Origin of the sequence: Leptospira fletcheri (assembly GCF_004769195.1) — a bacterium.
Classification (GTDB): Bacteria; Spirochaetota; Leptospiria; order Leptospirales; family Leptospiraceae; genus Leptospira_B; species Leptospira_B fletcheri.
The window spans coordinates 158,492-174,174 of the sequence record NZ_RQET01000007.1; the positions used below are offsets into that span (position 1 = coordinate 158,492).

The 15,683-nt window shown below is 48.7% G+C and carries 9 protein-coding genes; 8 read left to right on the forward strand and 1 reads right to left on the reverse strand.

Features of this window, described 5'->3' with window-relative positions; translation table 11 throughout:
* The first annotated feature begins 1 nt into the window (after position 1).
* Together EHO60_RS10605 and EHO60_RS10610 are read left to right on the forward strand one after the other, a co-directional pair.
* The gene (locus EHO60_RS10605) at positions 2 to 628 is read left to right on the forward strand and encodes a DUF1318 domain-containing protein (protein ID WP_135768164.1); all 627 of its coding nucleotides are present in this window, start codon (positions 2 to 4) and stop codon (positions 626 to 628) included.
* Positions 629 to 634: 6 nt separating this feature from the next.
* Positions 635 to 8,260 carry a PD40 domain-containing protein gene (locus EHO60_RS10610; RefSeq protein ID WP_135768165.1) on the forward strand — a complete coding sequence of 2,542 codons (7,626 nt, stop codon included), beginning with the start codon at positions 635 to 637 and terminating at the stop codon, positions 8,258 to 8,260.
* Positions 8,261 to 8,299: 39 nt separating this feature from the next.
* On the opposite strand, the gene EHO60_RS10615 is transcribed toward EHO60_RS10610, so the two are convergent.
* Positions 8,300 to 9,385, reverse strand: coding sequence for an aminopeptidase (locus EHO60_RS10615; protein ID WP_135768166.1), 1,086 nt, complete (start codon positions 9,383 to 9,385; stop codon positions 8,300 to 8,302).
* Here EHO60_RS10615 and EHO60_RS10620 point away from each other — a divergent pair.
* From EHO60_RS10620 to EHO60_RS10645, 6 genes are all read left to right on the forward strand, one after another.
* Complete coding sequence (locus tag EHO60_RS10620) at positions 9,384 to 10,484, forward strand: S1C family serine protease (RefSeq protein ID WP_135768167.1); 1,101 nt, start codon at positions 9,384 to 9,386, stop codon at positions 10,482 to 10,484. The two genes, EHO60_RS10615 and EHO60_RS10620, sit on opposite strands and share 2 nt — an antisense overlap.
* A gap of 19 nt (positions 10,485 to 10,503) precedes the next feature.
* Positions 10,504 to 11,808, forward strand: coding sequence for a pyridoxal phosphate-dependent aminotransferase (locus EHO60_RS10625; protein ID WP_135768168.1), 1,305 nt, complete (start codon positions 10,504 to 10,506; stop codon positions 11,806 to 11,808).
* 5 nt (positions 11,809 to 11,813) lie between these two features.
* On the forward strand, positions 11,814 to 12,596 hold the full coding sequence (locus EHO60_RS10630; protein ID WP_135768169.1) for a glutamate racemase: 783 nt from the start codon (positions 11,814 to 11,816) through the stop codon (positions 12,594 to 12,596).
* Positions 12,597 to 12,673: 77 nt separating this feature from the next.
* Positions 12,674 to 13,288, forward strand: a complete 615-nt coding sequence (gene lsa19, locus EHO60_RS10635; RefSeq protein WP_135768170.1) for an adhesin Lsa19 — start codon at positions 12,674 to 12,676, stop codon at positions 13,286 to 13,288.
* A gap of 70 nt (positions 13,289 to 13,358) precedes the next feature.
* Entirely contained in the window at positions 13,359 to 14,396 is a 1,038-nt protein-coding gene (gene purM, locus EHO60_RS10640) for a phosphoribosylformylglycinamidine cyclo-ligase (protein ID WP_135768171.1), read from the forward strand.
* Between the two features lie 8 nt (positions 14,397 to 14,404).
* Positions 14,405 to 15,661: a chloride channel protein gene (locus tag EHO60_RS10645; RefSeq protein WP_135768172.1), complete on the forward strand. Its 1,257-nt coding sequence runs from the start codon at positions 14,405 to 14,407 to the stop codon at positions 15,659 to 15,661.
* Positions 15,662 to 15,683 lie beyond the last annotated feature (22 nt).

The following is a 15,683-nucleotide window of genomic DNA, read 5'->3' on the forward strand; positions in this document are numbered from 1 at the left end:
TATGGCTCGAGAAACTTCAAATATTCTTAAAATTCTTACGATCTGCTCGCTTTTTTGCCAAACGTGCACGATCAAAGCTCCTTTGATCACTTTCACTCAGACCCAAACCGCTTCCGAAAAACAAATGTTAGGCGAGGATCGGAGTTTGGAAAAGGACGGATGGCTGATCGCTTCGATTAAGACTTCCTCCTCCGGTTCCGAGATTTGGGAACGGGATCTTGTCCAAGAGGAGTTTTCCGATCCTTCGGACCGGACGTTTTATATCGCGTTGCGTACCTTGGCATACTTGGCGAGGGAAACCAAGGAATATCTATCGGCGGGACTTCTTGCCGAGGGCCTGGACGGAAAGATCCGGATGAATCCAAGATCCAAGGAGGCGGGCGTGGACAAGGCTTTGGCCAAGGAGGAATTCAGAATGAGACTTTCCGAATTGATCAAAATTACGAATGAAAATCGGGAATTGGTCGTTCAGTCCAAATTCCGCAAAGATTTTTCCCGTCGCGAGAAACCTCTTAACGAAAAGGAGAAAGCTTTGCTGAAGCAGTCCCTCGTTCTTACTTGGTACAAATCCGTCGCCTCCGGGGAATATTATGAATCTTCTTCCGGCGTCTGGAAAAAGAAGGATTAGATTTCCATGCGCCGTTTCGGACTCGCGCTCGCATTTTCCGCCTTGGTTCCCGTCTTTGATTGCGCTTTACTTAGTTCCGTCGAAAAAATCAAACCGATAGAATTCGATTATGGACCGATTTCCCGAAATTATTTCCGACCTGCGAACGACAAACCTTTCCCTCTCACGGTTCAAAGGGGGAATAACTTATACAATTCGACCACGAAAGACGGACGCTATCTCTTCTATACGACCGGTCAAAAAGGGAATTTCGACATTTGGTTCCGCGACCTAAAGAGTTCCGTGGTCGTTCCCGTCACGGATCATCCCTCTTCGGAATACAAGCCCGCCATCAGTCCCGACGGAACGAAGCTGGTTTTCGTATCGGAGCAGTACGATTCCTCCGGCGACCTAGTCCTATTGAAGATGAAGCCCTCCGAATGGGCGATCAAGATTCTAGACGGGAAACGTTTTTTAAACACGGATTTCAAGTTCTTAACGAATCCTGAATATGATACTCCGGGAAAGTCCGATCGCTTTCTGGACACGGATCCGAATTGGAGCCCAGACAATCGGCACATCGTCTTTTCTTCCGATAGGCTCAGCCCGGGAATTCCGAATTTGGTTCTGATGGATTCGGAAGGAAAGGAGAAGCCTAGGAGATTGACCGAAAAAGGCGCCGCCAGTCCTTTTTGGTCGGAGGATGGAAAGTCCATTACGTTTATCTCCTATTCCGATTCGGAAAGAGGCGAGGTCTATCTCTTCGATACCGTCTCTTCCAGGACCAAGAGGATCACAAAGGACGATTATCTCGACTTTTCGCCGAGTCTGTCTCCGGACGGGCGGTATCTTTACTATACTTCCATTCGGAGCGATTCGGATAGAAACGGCAAAGTCGACGAACGCGACAATAGCGTGATCGTCCGGCTGGACCGAACGAACGGAAAGGAGAAGAGGTTGACTTCCGGAAATTTCTCCCTTTTCGATACGAAGTTCTCCAGGTTTAACGGAGGAAGCGTTCTCTTTACGGCTTCCTTTTACGATACGATGAACGTATATTTTTTGCCTGCGGACGGTTCCGTTCCTAAGGCTGCTGACATAGGCGCTCAGTACGAGTTGGCTCTGGAATATAAAAAGAAGCAGAGTTTCGAGGACTTTCTACTCGCCCTCGATTCCATAGAAACGTATTTCGCAGAAGACCCTCTGCTTCCCGTCTTTAAAGCCAAGGCCCGTCTCGAAAAATACCGGGAATCCAAAAGGAAGGGTCGGATCGTAGTTTTGAATGAGATCCGTAAAGAGATGCTCTCGTCCAAGATGCATCCTACGGAAGGCTTAGGCTATGCGTATCTGCTCGAAGCCGAGGGCTCGAAACCGAGCGAATTACGGGACTATTCAACTTCGCTGCGCGGAGTTTCCGGAACGGATAAGCAATCGCTTGCCGCGCTGGAGGAGCATATCGGGACGATCTACGAAGAGCAAGGGGACGAGAAGTCTGCATTGGAACGTTATGAACTTCTTTCCAAGTCCTTTCCCGAATTTTATAATATTCGACAAATCCGAAAAAGGATCGGAGCGATCCGTTTTTCCTCTTCGGAAGAATCCGGCTGGAAGCTCCCCGAAGTTCTGATTTTCGCGGCGAACGACCCTAAAAGTTCCCTGGAGGATCTTCGAAACATATACGAACTTTTGGAATCCAGGACGTTTTTAGATCGTCCCGATGCGGAAAAAATACAGATCGCGGACGCCGCAGAGACGGTAAATTCGTTAAAAACGAAATCCCCTTTTTTAAGCCGTTACTTCGCCTATTTGAAGGCCGCCGGGTTGAAGGGGCAGGGGGAATATAAAAAGAGTAATGCGGTTTTGGATTCCTTCGTCGAGCAATTGAAGCCGGAGGATCCTCTATTCTTAAAATCTCATATACTGAAATCCGAAAATTTTCGGGGAGTGGGGGATACTCGGAATTCCCTGGCCGAATTGAGGATCTTTTTGGAGAATTACGATTCTAATTCCGGAGTTCCCATCGACGAAAGCGAAATGGAGCGATCCTTTCTGTATTTCGAGAATCTCGCCCGGAATTACGAGAATAGATCCGATTTTTTACAGGCCTCTTTTCATTATTTTTTCAACGCCGAAAATATGTTTTTGGCCAAGAGTAAGAATCTCTTCCTGGATAGCTTATATAAGGACTACGCGATTTATTATCAAAAATTGATGGTCGATACGTCCTTTAAATTGGCCAAATCGATCAGCGAAAAGAATTCTAAGGGACTCCTAGGGGCCTTAAATCCGGTCGAATTCGATCCTTTGGACAAAAAGGAAGGGTTGCTTTACGTTACGCAATATTACGAAAAAGAGAAAATCCTTCCTAGGGCCAGGACCTTTCTGGATCTTGCGACTTTGTACGGATACGCCTATTATCTGATCAACAGATCCGTGATACGAGAGACGTATTATTATGCCGCCGGCACCATGGACGCGAATAAAAAGGAGATCGCGCTTAGGGATTACAAGCAGGCGGAATACGAGTTGCGATGGATCATCTTCGCGGACCCGACCTACCACGACGCTTATCAACTTTTGGGATGGTTGTACCAATACGTGGATATCATGAAGTCCCGGAAAATTTCGGAGGAAGAACCGTCGGACGAGGAAAATTATAAGAATGTCTACGGAAAATATTTCCCGGAAAAGAATTTCGAAGAGAACGTCGAACTTTATAGCCAAATCCTGGAATTGCTGGGGGAGAAATTCCCGAATAAGAAAGCCCTTTCCGATCTACGGTTGAATCTCGCGAATAATTACTTTTTACTGAAGAATTATCCGAAAGCGGACGAGCAATACGCGTTGGTCGAATCCTATTCCAAGGTCATTCTTTTCAAAGCACAGTTCGAGGATTACCGCCAAAAAGCCGTCTTTCTTTTTAACTCCGCAAGATCGTCCATATACATGTCCCGGTATTCCGAGGCCATCCGAAAATTGAAGGATGCCGCCGCGCTCTATTCCGAAAACGAATTCCCGAAATTGTTCTCTCAATCGGATTTTACGGGCCAGTTCGGAAGTTACAGAGAGAAACTGGCGCTCATATATACGCTGATCGGGCTTTCTTCCATGGAGTCCGGAGATTTCGGCACTTCGATCGCCTATTACCGGGATGCATTAAAGCTGAACGAAAGTTCGAAGCTGGTGGATCCGGTCAATCTCTACAATGCGTTGGCTCTGAGTTTGCAGAAGATCGGGAATCTTTCTGAGTCGGAAGAGAATCTGAAAAAAGCCGAGGAATCGGCCCGCGAACGAGGAATCAATTGGTTTCCCAAGAAAGTTAAGATCACCGTCTGGGATTATTTTTGGGATTTCGTATTCGATGCGGTCCTCCCGGATTCCACCCGAGTCTCGGGTTCCGGACGATTTCCCGAGGCGATTCCTGTCGCTTATCAACCTTTGCTTTCCTCAGGGATCCGATTGAACAACCTACTCCTGGAGCATAATTACAGTTTATCCGCGGAAGAAATCGATAAACGACTGGAATACGTGAGCCGTAAAGGTTTAGGCGGACACTTCGCAGGCAAGCTGATCCAATCCCAATCTTGGAACGATCTGGGATTCGTTCGGTACAAAAGAGGGGAATTCGGAGGCGCTAAGCAGGCGTTCCGCCTCCAGAAGGATTACGAGACATCGACCAGCGAACTCGGTTCCCGTTCCTTTTCTTCCTTTAGGAGATCATTATATTCTCTTTTTGCCGAAATCGAGGCCGACGATTCGGGGATCGCGGGCAAGTATGAGAAAGAACTCGCCGATTCATCCGAATATTTGGAGTCCATAAAGCGGAGATATCTGGTTTCCTGCATATCCTTCTTCGAGGATGAGGATAAAATTTCGGTCAGAAAAAGATGCGCCGATAATTTCTACCGGGAAAATTACGATTTCGACGTACTCTCCGCGAACGTACTCTATTATTCGGGTGAAGAAAAACTGAAAAAGAAGGCTTGGATCGAAGCCTTCGAAAATCTGGGGAAGGCCGCAAGTCTGCTGGAGAATCCCTCCGGCCTTCCTAAGGAAGTGGTGGGCCTGAATCAGGATCCGTTTAGCAAAAAGGAACGTGTGACTCATGCGCTAAGTCGAGCGAGTATTTTTTACCGTCTCGGAGATTCCGAGAGAGCCTATCTTTGTTTGAATTTTGCGGAAGAGATGGCGAACGAATTCTTTTACGGCATCGAGCTGATACAGACATGGGTCCTACAGGCTCGTCTGGATCTGGCCTCCGGAAAATCCGCCCAAGCGGAAACGAAAATCGGTAAGGCGGAAGATCTTCTCCGGAATCAAGCGCACATCATAGCCGATTCCAAGGGTTTTCTATTAAGGGATTTGTACGAAACCAAGGCGCGTATCGAAGCGGAGTCGGGTGATTTACGGTCCGCCTTCCGGACTTGGAAACGGTATCGAACCTTGCTCTTGTTCCGAAATTTCCAAAAGGGAATTTGGGAGTTGGAGGAGGGCAAAAAAGAATACTCCGAGTTTGAGACCGCCTGGAGGAATTTTCGGACGTCGTATCTGAAATACCAATCCTCTCTAGAAAGGAGAAGCGACGTCAAAGAAGCGGAAGCGAATCTGACCAAATCCTCTTCTATGGCCTGGGAATCCCTTGCAAAACTAAGGAATTCTCTTCCGGGAAGGAGAAATTTTCTAAACCCGTTCGGCAATCCGGAAGACCGCCCTCTCGACTCTTCGGAATCCGAATTTAAGATTCTCAAAATATTCGGGAAAAATTATATACGAATCGCATCCTCGAACGGGGTTCGATTTTCAACCGTCCCAGGAGGAGAGAAGGAGGTTTTGGCCGAACTTTCCCGACAGCCGGAATGGCTTCGCTCTAAAACGATTGATCCCGGAAATACGAGCTACGCAGCCGCTATACTTGGATCCGCGCGAGACGCGATTTTCAAAGCGGACCTGGAACCGATTAGAACCGATGACCCGGGAAGTTTTTCCTCTAAGACAGTGGCTACGTTTGTCCCTCTTCCCGACGAGCCCCGAGTTCGAGAAATCAAAAGCGGGAATCTGGGGCCGCTCTTGGAGGATACGGACGTAGTCGTTTCTCCCTTGCCGGAATTGGAAAGCGATTTTCTTTTCGGAGAAAGAAAGCCGGACAGGCTGGATTTAAAAGAGATCTTTTCCAAAAATCATAAAATTTCGACCGCGATTTTTTGGGAAAAGGGTGTTCCTTCCTGGAGGAAAGTGCTGAAAGCCGCAACGGTCTCTATCGGATCCGGAATCGATCGGGTGTATATTTGTTCTGTCGGAGATAGTTGTTTAAACGAAGTGTTTCGGGAATTGCGAGGGGAAACCTCCGCAGCAAACGTTTACCGTTTCGGTAAATTGTCCGGCTTGCGGGCGCCGGACACGAAACGGGCGGGAGAACTTCTCGTCGATTCCAGAAATTTTGAGATGGTCGGAAACGATTCCAAGGCATACGATTCCCTTTTTCTTGCCCGCAATTATACGAAAGCCGGGTCCGATTTTGCGCTCAGGATCGAGGAAAATCTACTCAGGGTCCTGAGGAAAAAACACGGAAACGGCTCGGTAAAAGAGATCTTAGCTCTGGCATACGAACCTAGGGCCGAGACCCAGATGGAGGATCTTCATTTCGCAATTTGCCTTTCCGCATTACTGGAGCATTCCGATCAGAATTGCGATTGGGCCGATTTCTCTCCGGAAAAAAAAGAAATCATCTCCGCGGTCGTATCTCTAAAAGCGGGCAACGGAAAAATCTCTCCCGACCTTTCCGTCGATCCGAAAGTCTATGATCCGTTTTTATTGCGGATCCGATTGGCCGAAATCGCTTTGGAAACCTATTCGCCGGAAGTGGTGCGGTTACAATTGGCAAAAGCGGCGAAGATCCTTCCGCCTAAGGGAGGGAAGGAGCGTATTGCGCGCCTTGAGGCCGACCTCGCGAGACAAATTTCCTTGTTAGAGGAATCATCGGAACCTGGCGGAGTGCCCGCGGAACTCGGCGATCGGGATACCGGTTCCGCCGGGGAGAAGGAATATAGAATTCACTTGGGCTTTCTTGCCAAAAAGAAATCCTCCGGAAAAAGAATTTCCCCCGTTACCCTGCACTCGGAAATTTTCGGAGCTTCCCCCGAATTGTTTGCGGGCCTAGATTCCTCGGAGCGAGGACTTCTGGTGGATCTTTTGAGATATTCGTTAAGCGAAGAGTCCGCCGAGGAAATGTCCGGCTTTCAGAATTCTTATCTGGACTTCGAATTGAAAAAGGGGAATCTTCCCCGGGCTTGCCGTGTCGCGATGGAGATCTCCCGCGCGTATTACACGAGAGGAAATTACGAAAAGGCGAAAGCATGGCTCGCCAAAGCGGAAGGGATCTCGGACGATTCTTCGAATCCCGAGATTTTCTATTTAAAATATAAATTAAACGCGATCGGTGGAAAAGTCGCTGAGACTTCTTCCGATTCGCCTTTTGTCGATTCCATGAAATTCTATCGGGAAGCATTTTCTAAGAACTCCAAGGATTTGTTGAACGTAGCGAATCGCTGGGTGAACTCCCGGAAAAAAATCCCTTTTTCTCCCCGGGAAAAAAGGGAATTGGACGATTTTTTGGTCTACCTGCAGCACCTCGCGTTTCAGAAGAACGATTCGGAATCGTTCTTCGATCTTGCCGTCGCAAAGGATCGGATTTCGGCGGTTCGGAAAAGCGTCTTGGGCAGAACTCCTTTCTTTTCGGACATTCCGAAATTCGAATCCGTCTCGTTCCGTTTGGAGGAAAAATTGCCCCCCGACCAGGAATTGCTTGCTGTGGTCGATCTGGGATTGACTTCCTTTTACATCAAGTTTTCACGCGGGAAATCCAACGGGGATATCGCCTACAAGGACAATCGCAGGCTTAAGTCGTCTATATTCAAATATCATGAAGAAGCGGAAAAAGGAGGCGCGGAAATTCTGCTCCGGGAATCGCTGGAAACGGAATACCGTCAGAGTATCCGGATTGCGAAAAATAAGATCACGTATCTATATTTATCCTCCTATCATTTTCTAGTTCCTCTCAGTCCCCGCTCCGAGGAGGAAGTCTATTACGTAACGGATCCGGCAGTTTTGCTCGACAATCCTCCGCATCGGGAAAAGGACGAGTTTTTGCCGGGATTCGGTATCCTGTTCAAGGAAAGTTCCTCCACTCCCGATTGGTTAAAGCGCCTATTCAAGTTGGATACATTCGAAATCGGGAATATGGGAACGTCTCGAATATCCCCGTTTTTGCTGATCCGGGAACCTTTGGAGCTGGATGAAAATAAAGGAGTTTTGCTCGGCGGCAAAAACGTATCTGAAATTTCAGGGTTGAAGGCGGACGGACCTTGGATGCTATCCGCCTCCCTCCTGGAGGATTTTTTTTCAGGATCGAATCATTTCCGCGATTCCTTATATTTTCTTCAAAAAGGAATTCGCGGATCCGGAATCGTAAATTTAGGCTTCCAGACGGATACTCATAACTCGCGATTTTTACGGGAACTGACTCGAAGGGAAAGCGTAAGCATCCCTTTACGGAACCGATTTTTGAAGGCAATGGATGCGATGAAGGAGTTGTATCCTTTCGATAAATATTGGAACGGATATAGGCTTTTTACCACTTCTTTTGTGGTGCGTTAGTTTTCTCCGGAAGTGCGGATGGACTTTCGGAGGAATGGTCTAAGGGGCCTCCTCCCGTAATAGGTTCCGTCGTTCCGATTCGGAAAGTTTTCCCAATTTTTTCATTTCCTCGTTGAACTTGGCAAAGTCGCCGTTCCATTCGGAGAATTTCCTTCGAAAAAAGGTCGTTCCGGAATGGTAACGGAGCATGCCTACGAAATCCTCGTTGTTCCATTCCCGCTCGGATAGTCTGGCGGATTCGATATGGGTCCATTTTTGGCTTTTTAATTCCTTTTTGAATTCGGCGAGGAGCCCCTTTTTTCTACTTTTCAAGTCTTCGTCGGATCCTCCTTTGGAATATTCTTCGTTTAACAGAATTGCCGTCTTCTTCAAAAGATTCAGGTATTCCTTCCTCTCCTTGTCCGCTTTTTCTCTGGATTCGAGCCGGCGTCTTCCCCCCACCGAAAGTAGATAAGCGCGGCTTCCTTCCTCTTCGATAAAACTCGCATAACTTTCGTTAAATGTGGAATCTCCCGGAAAATAAACCGTAGAATGTGCCATTTCATGGAGCACTAAGGATGCGAGTTCCCCTTCATCCTCGTACAGTTGCGAGGAAAAGAGCGGATCTTCAAACCATCCCAACGTGGAATAACCTGCCGTAATCCGAAGACGAGTGTCCCAACCTTCCCGTCTCAATCGGATTTCCTCCTCCTTCGCTTTTTCCACGGAGAAATATCCCTTGTAGGGAACGGAGCCCAGGATCGGAAACCACCAAGTATAGGACTCAAACCTCAAAGGATGGCAGGCGCTGACATGCCAACCGATCGCGTCCCGATCCAGTGCGAAATAACTTTTGAATCCTCCTTTCGAAGAGAGGGCCAGGGAGGAGATTCCGTATTGCCGGATTCTTTCCACTTCTCTCAATTTTTCCTTGGTTTTTTCCGGAACGTTCGGATCCGAAAATACCTCTTCGAAAGGTCGCTTGTAGATCATGAATTTCGCCTGTTCTTTTCCCAAATGAAACAGATAGGGAAGGCAACCTTGGGAGGCGACCCAGATTAGGAAAAAGAAAGGACTCAGCTTTATGGAGAATCGGAGTCGACGATTTGTCGATGGAAAGACAGGATGGGTAGAGGTAGTTTCCATGCGATTCTCTCTTCCTCCGGTAGTGGCGGTGAACGCCGGATTGGCCATACTTTTAATTCTGATCCTAATTCTTCCCGGGGAAGGCGGATTGTCTTCCTTTTTCCGAGGGGACAAACCTCTGCAATATAGGGAGCAGAAAGCCGGGATCGAACTGCAGAACGCTTTTCGAAACGTCTATCGTTCGACGAAGGATTCGGTCGTTTCCATCCGTACCAAAAAATCCGATCCTATCGTAAGTCCGTACCATTATTTCGATTATCGGAACGAGCGCTTGGCCACGTTCGGCAGCGGGTTCTTGATCCATGAAAAAGGGTACATCGTCACGAATTATCATGTGATCGAAGGGGCCGAAAGCATAGAGGTCATCACTTCGGACGGCGGGGTATTTCCGGCTAAGTTCGTTGGAAGTCACGAACGTGCGGATATTTCCCTCCTGAAAATCAGGGAAGGTTCCGGGTTGAAACCCGTCTCCTTCGGAAATTCGGACGAAATCGAGGTCGGGGATTGGGCCATCGCCATCGGTTCTCCTTTCGGCCTGGAACGTTCCTTTTCGGTCGGCGTGGTCTCCGCCAAGTATCGAGAAGATCTGGATGAAACCGGGCAGACCCATATCCAAATCGACAGCATGATCAATCCGGGTTCCAGCGGCGGACCTCTCCTGAATATCTACGGCGAGGTGATCGGTATCAACCGCTTGATCCGAAGCGACACGGGAAGGAACAGCGGAATCGGTTTTGCGATTCCGATGAATTACGCTAGGAAAATCATTCAACTGATCCAGGAAAATAAGGGGAGAACCATTCGTCCGGCGACTTTGGGAGTGATGGCTACAGTCCCTCTTTCGGACCATAGAAAGGCTTTGGGAATTCCGAACGGCTGGACCGGCGTGCTGGTCTACGATATAGAAGCCGGTTCTTCGGCGGAAACTTCCGGAATCAAAAGATACGATTTCATTTTGGAAGCGAACGGATTGCCCGTGAAAAATATTAATGATCTTCGTGGGCAGGTCGGAATAGTGGGATTAGGAGGGAAACTCAAACTCCGGATTTATCGGGATAAGACTCTCCAAGAACTCGTGGTTCGATTGGTCCAAAAATAAGTACGAACCCAGGCGGGATATGAGAAGAAATATCGTTCATAGCGGTGCGGATGCTCTCATTTACGAGATTCGCCAGATCGTAGCGGTGGCAAAGAAATTGGAGGCTCTAGGCGTCCAAATCACGTACGAGAATATCGGAGATCCGATCCAAAAAGGGGAAAAGGTCGCTCCTTGGATGAAGAAGATCGTTTCCGATCTGATTTTACAGGACGGATCCTGGGCCTATACGGCTACCCAAGGATATGAAAAAACCCGTAAGTTCCTGGCTGCGAAAGTGAACGAGAGAGGAGGAGCCCAGATCTCCTCCGACGATTTATTATTCTTTAATGGACTCGGGGATGCGGTAGCGAAAATTTTCGGTTTCATGAGAAGGGAGGCCAGGGTCTTAGGACCGAGCCCTGCCTATTCCACGCTTTCCTCCGCAGAGGCAGCGCATTCCGGATACGAACACCTAACGTACAACCTTCTTCCGGAAAGGGGTTGGATGCCGGACCTTGAGGATCTAGAGAATAAGGTAAAATACAACGACTCGATCACCGGAATTCTGATGATCAATCCGGACAATCCTACGGGGGCGGTTTACGGAAAGGACGTCATGAGAAAGATCGTCGGGATCGCCGAAAAATACGACCTGATGGTGATCTGCGACGAGACCTACGCGCATATCAATTATTCCGAGACGGGGACCATCCATCTTTCCGAAGTGATCGGAGATAAGGTCTGCGGGATCGCTCTACGTTCCATATCCAAGGAATTCCCCTGGCCAGGAGGACGTTGCGGTTGGTTAGAGATTTTTAATAAAGAGAAGGATCCGGTTTTCGCCAGATATATAAAATCCTTATTGGATGCAAAAATGTTGGAAGTCTGTTCCACGGCTCTTCCCCAGATGGCAATTCCGGAAGTCTATTCCCATCCGGAATTCATTCCTCACCTGAAATTCAGGAACGAAAAATTCAGAAAAAAAGCCCAGAGTGCCGTGAAGTATTTCGACGGATTGAAAGGAGTTCGCGTCGTAGAACCCAAGGGCGCATTTTATCTGACGGTGGCCTTTGACGAAGGGACACTGAAAGGGAATATGTCTTTGCCGATCCGGAATTCCGACGCGGAAAATTTCATCAGACCTCTCCTGGAGAAATGCGCGAACGATCGGAGATTCGTGTACTATCTTCTCGCTTCCACCGGAATCTGCGTCGTGCCTCTCACTTCCTTCTGTACGGATAGACACGGATTTCGTGTGACCTTATTGGAAGAAGACGAGGAAAAATTCCACTGGATCTATTCCACGCTCCGGTCCAGCATCGAGGAATACGTCCGCTCGGCCTAGCACAGATGGAAAGGAAGGATGGAGTTCCTTTTAAGATCGGGGTTATGGACTCCGGAATGGGAGGGTTGTCGGTGCTCCGACAACTTTGCACTCTTCCTTTCGAGGTGGAATACCTGTATTACGGGGATCTCGCAAATTCTCCGTATGGGGAAAAGAGCACCGAGGAGGTGCTCCGGCTTACTCTTTCCGTCTGTCGTTCCTTGCTCGAAGAAGGAGCGAACGCGATTTTGATCGCCTGCAATACCGCGACCTCGGCCGCCGCTGCGGACCTTAGAAAAGAATTGTCCGTGCCGGTTTTCGGAATGGAACCTGCGATCAAACCGGCTCTACTCGCCCATCCAGGGGAAAAAATCGCGTTATTGGCGACTTCAGTGACCCACCGCGAGGAGAAACTCCGAAATCTGAAATCTTCTTTGGATGCGGAGGAGAGGATCCTACATCTGGAATGCGACGGTCTGGCTTCCGCAGTGGACCGAGGGGACGCGGCACTCACATTGGATTTTGTCCGAACCGTCCTGGAGGTCCCTAAAAAAGAGGGGGTTCGAGGGCTGGTCCTGGGCTGCACACATTACGTTTTTTTAAAAAAACAGATACTTTCCATTTATCCGGAGGCGGACCTTTACGACGGAAACGAGGGTACGGTCCGCCATCTGATTGCCAGTCTCGGACTGGAACGTTTTCCAGGGACTCCGACGAGTCGGATCCACTTTTCCGGGGTTTCGGATGGGGATATCTCGTATTCGTTTGCGAAGAAACTGTTGGATTTTGCGGAAGAGACTTTCCGTTAGACTGGATAAAATTTTTTTCCAGACCTTCTTTTTTTAGTTCCCACTGTCCGCTCGGAGATCTAAAGTATGGAAACCTTATGAATCGGCCGATCAAAATTCTTTTCATTGTAAATATTCTAGCCTTCTCGGTGATTGCATCCGCCTGCAAACCGAAGGAAGAAGGCGGGGTAAAGGCGGTAGTTACGTTTCTTTCCGGTAAGGCCACCGCTTTGAAATCCGGAAAGGACTTGAAATATAACGATCTCGTTCCGGAAGAAGAAACGATTCATACGGCAAAAGACGGGCTTGTAGACCTAACGACTCCTTTGGGAACCATCCGGCTTTTGGGTGGGACCGAAACTTCCCTCGCCGCATTGAAACAGGACCAAGCCTATCTGAAGGTCAACGACGGGAACATCCTGGTAAAAGTGGTAAAACTCTCCAAAAACCAATCCATTTCCGTGGATACCCCTGCGGTGGTGGCTGCAGTGAGGGGAACCCAATTTTGGGGACAGGTCAATCGCTCCGCAGAAACAGGAACCTTTGCAGTACGGGAAGGAAGCGTTTTGATCACTCGGAAAACGGACGAGGCAAGGGTTCTCGTCAAGGCGGGAGAAGCGGTGGATCTGAAGCCCGGTATGGCCCCCTTAGCCACCCGTCCAGCCTTGGATGCGGAACTTTCCGCCATGGACCAGATCGACCAAATGAAATAGCCCGGACTCCGGAGCCTTTTTTTTCTGTCCAGAAGACTCCGTTCGGGAATTCTGTTCTCGAGCGGGTCAAATGGAAGAAAAAATCACCTACAAAAGCGCCGGCGTAAACACGGAAGCCGGTCAGGACTTTGTAAAAAGAATCAAGGAAAATGTGGAATCGACTCACGGCGCGAGGGTTGTGGGGGGATTGGGGGGATTTTCCGGAGGATTCGACGTTTCCTTCCTGAAAAATTATAGAAATCCGATTCTACTTTCCGGCACGGACGGGGTCGGCACCAAACTGGAATTGGCTCGTCTTTTAGGAATTTATGATACTGTAGGGATAGACCTGGTCGCGATGTGCGTAAACGACATTCTGGTCAGCGGAGGAGAGCCTCTTTTCTTCCTGGACTATATCGCTTGCGGAAAATTGGATCCTGCGAAAATGGAAAAGATCGTATCCGGAATCGTAAAAGGGTGCCGTCTGTCCGGTGCCGCCTTGTTGGGAGGAGAAACCGCGGAGCATCCCGGAACCATGGAAGAGGACGAATACGATCTGGCCGGTTTTACGGTCGGAGCCGTGGAAAAGGAAGATATGATCGACGGTTCGAAGATCCGACCGGGAGACATCGTTTTAGGTTTAGAATCTTCCGGACCTCACAGCAACGGATTTTCTTTTATCAGAAAATTGTACCTCCCCGGAGGTAGGAATCTCCCGAAGGATTCCGAAGTTACGGAATTTCTGCGGGAATACGCTTTGCGGCCCACTAGAATTTACGTGCAGAGTATCCTTTCTTTGGTAAAGAGAGTAGAGGTGAAAGGAATGGTTCACATCACCGGAGGCGGATTTTACGAGAATATTCCGAGAGTCCTTCCGGAGAACTGTGCGGTTTCCTTGGAGAGATCCTCTCTTCCTTCGAGTCCGTTTTTCGAACGTTTAAAAAAGGATTTTCCGAACATAGAAGAGAAGGAATTGTTTTCCACTTTCAATATGGGGATCGGATATATCGTGATCGTTTCCCCCGATGCGGAAGAGACCGCTACGAAGACCCTGGAAGAAAAGGGGGAAATCGTCCGGAAAATCGGAACGGTTATTTCCCGTAAGAACGATTCCGTCCTACTCGTCTAAGCAAAGTAATGGACCGAATCCGATCCTTTTTTAGAAATCCAATCTTCGTACTTTCCAAGAAAAATCCGTTTATGCTCTCCCGTTGGAGCCTTCTTTACGTTTTACTCGGATTATTCGGAGGGTTGTTCGCGGCGTTGTTTTGGAAGACTCTGGAATATCTGACCGTGTTTATCGGAAAGTTGGAAGGACCTTGGATAATCGCCCTAATGACCGTTTCCGGACTAGGAATCGGACTGATCATTTATTTTCTCGGAGAACCTGGGGAAATCTCATTAGTAATCGATAATATACGATTCAAAGGGGGAAAGCTGGATACGAAGAGCAATCCCTCTATGGCGGCTTCCTCTCTCTTGAGCATTTCTTCCGGAGGAAGCGCCGGCCCGGAAGCTCCTTTGATCCAGATCATAGGCTCTATAGGAAGTTGGTTCGCGGAGTTGCTGGGTTTGGAGGGAGAAGAACTTCGCTCCATGACCATCGCCGGAATGGCTTCGGGATTCACGTCCTTGTTCGGTTCTCCGTTGGGGGGCGCGTTATTCGCTCTCGAAATTCTACAGCATAGACACGTAGTGGAGTATTACGAGGCTCTCTTGCCGGCATTTCTTTCCAGTTGTTCCGCTTACTTCGTTTTTCTCTGGATGACGGACATGGGAATCGGTCCGACCTGGCAATTTCCTCAATATGTACCCGGCGGGATCGAGGATTTCGAGAATGCCATCGCGTTCGGTATTGCAGGCGCCGCAGTGGGGTGGATCTTTTACGGAGTGTTTCGCGCCACGAAATTCTCTTTCGCAAAAGTCCCGGGACCGATTTTCGTAAAAACGACGTTAGGCGGACTCTTGCTGGGTTGTATCGCTTTTTACCAACCTTTGACCCGCTATTTCGGCCACGACCAATTGAACCAAATCGTCACGACCCAAGGGAACTGGGTTTTTTTCGGTAGTTTGGTCTTATTGAAGATTCTCGCGATCAACACCACGATTTCGAGCGGTTGGAGAGGAGGGATCATTATCCCTTTGTTTTTCGTAGGGGCGACTACGGGCAGATTTTTGATGGATTTTTTTCCCACGGAAAACGAATCCTTTTTGCTGATCTGTCTCATGGCGTCGGTCAACGCCTCCGTAACGAAGACTCCGGTGAGCACGACCATTCTGTTAGCGGATTTGACCGGAGTTTCCAGCTTCACTCCCGTGCTCTTCGCTTCCTTGAGCGGATATTTTCTTTCTCCTAAGGCTCCTTTTATCCGATCCCAGGCCGATCTGAACTAGGTCTTTTTCCCGGGTTTTCCGG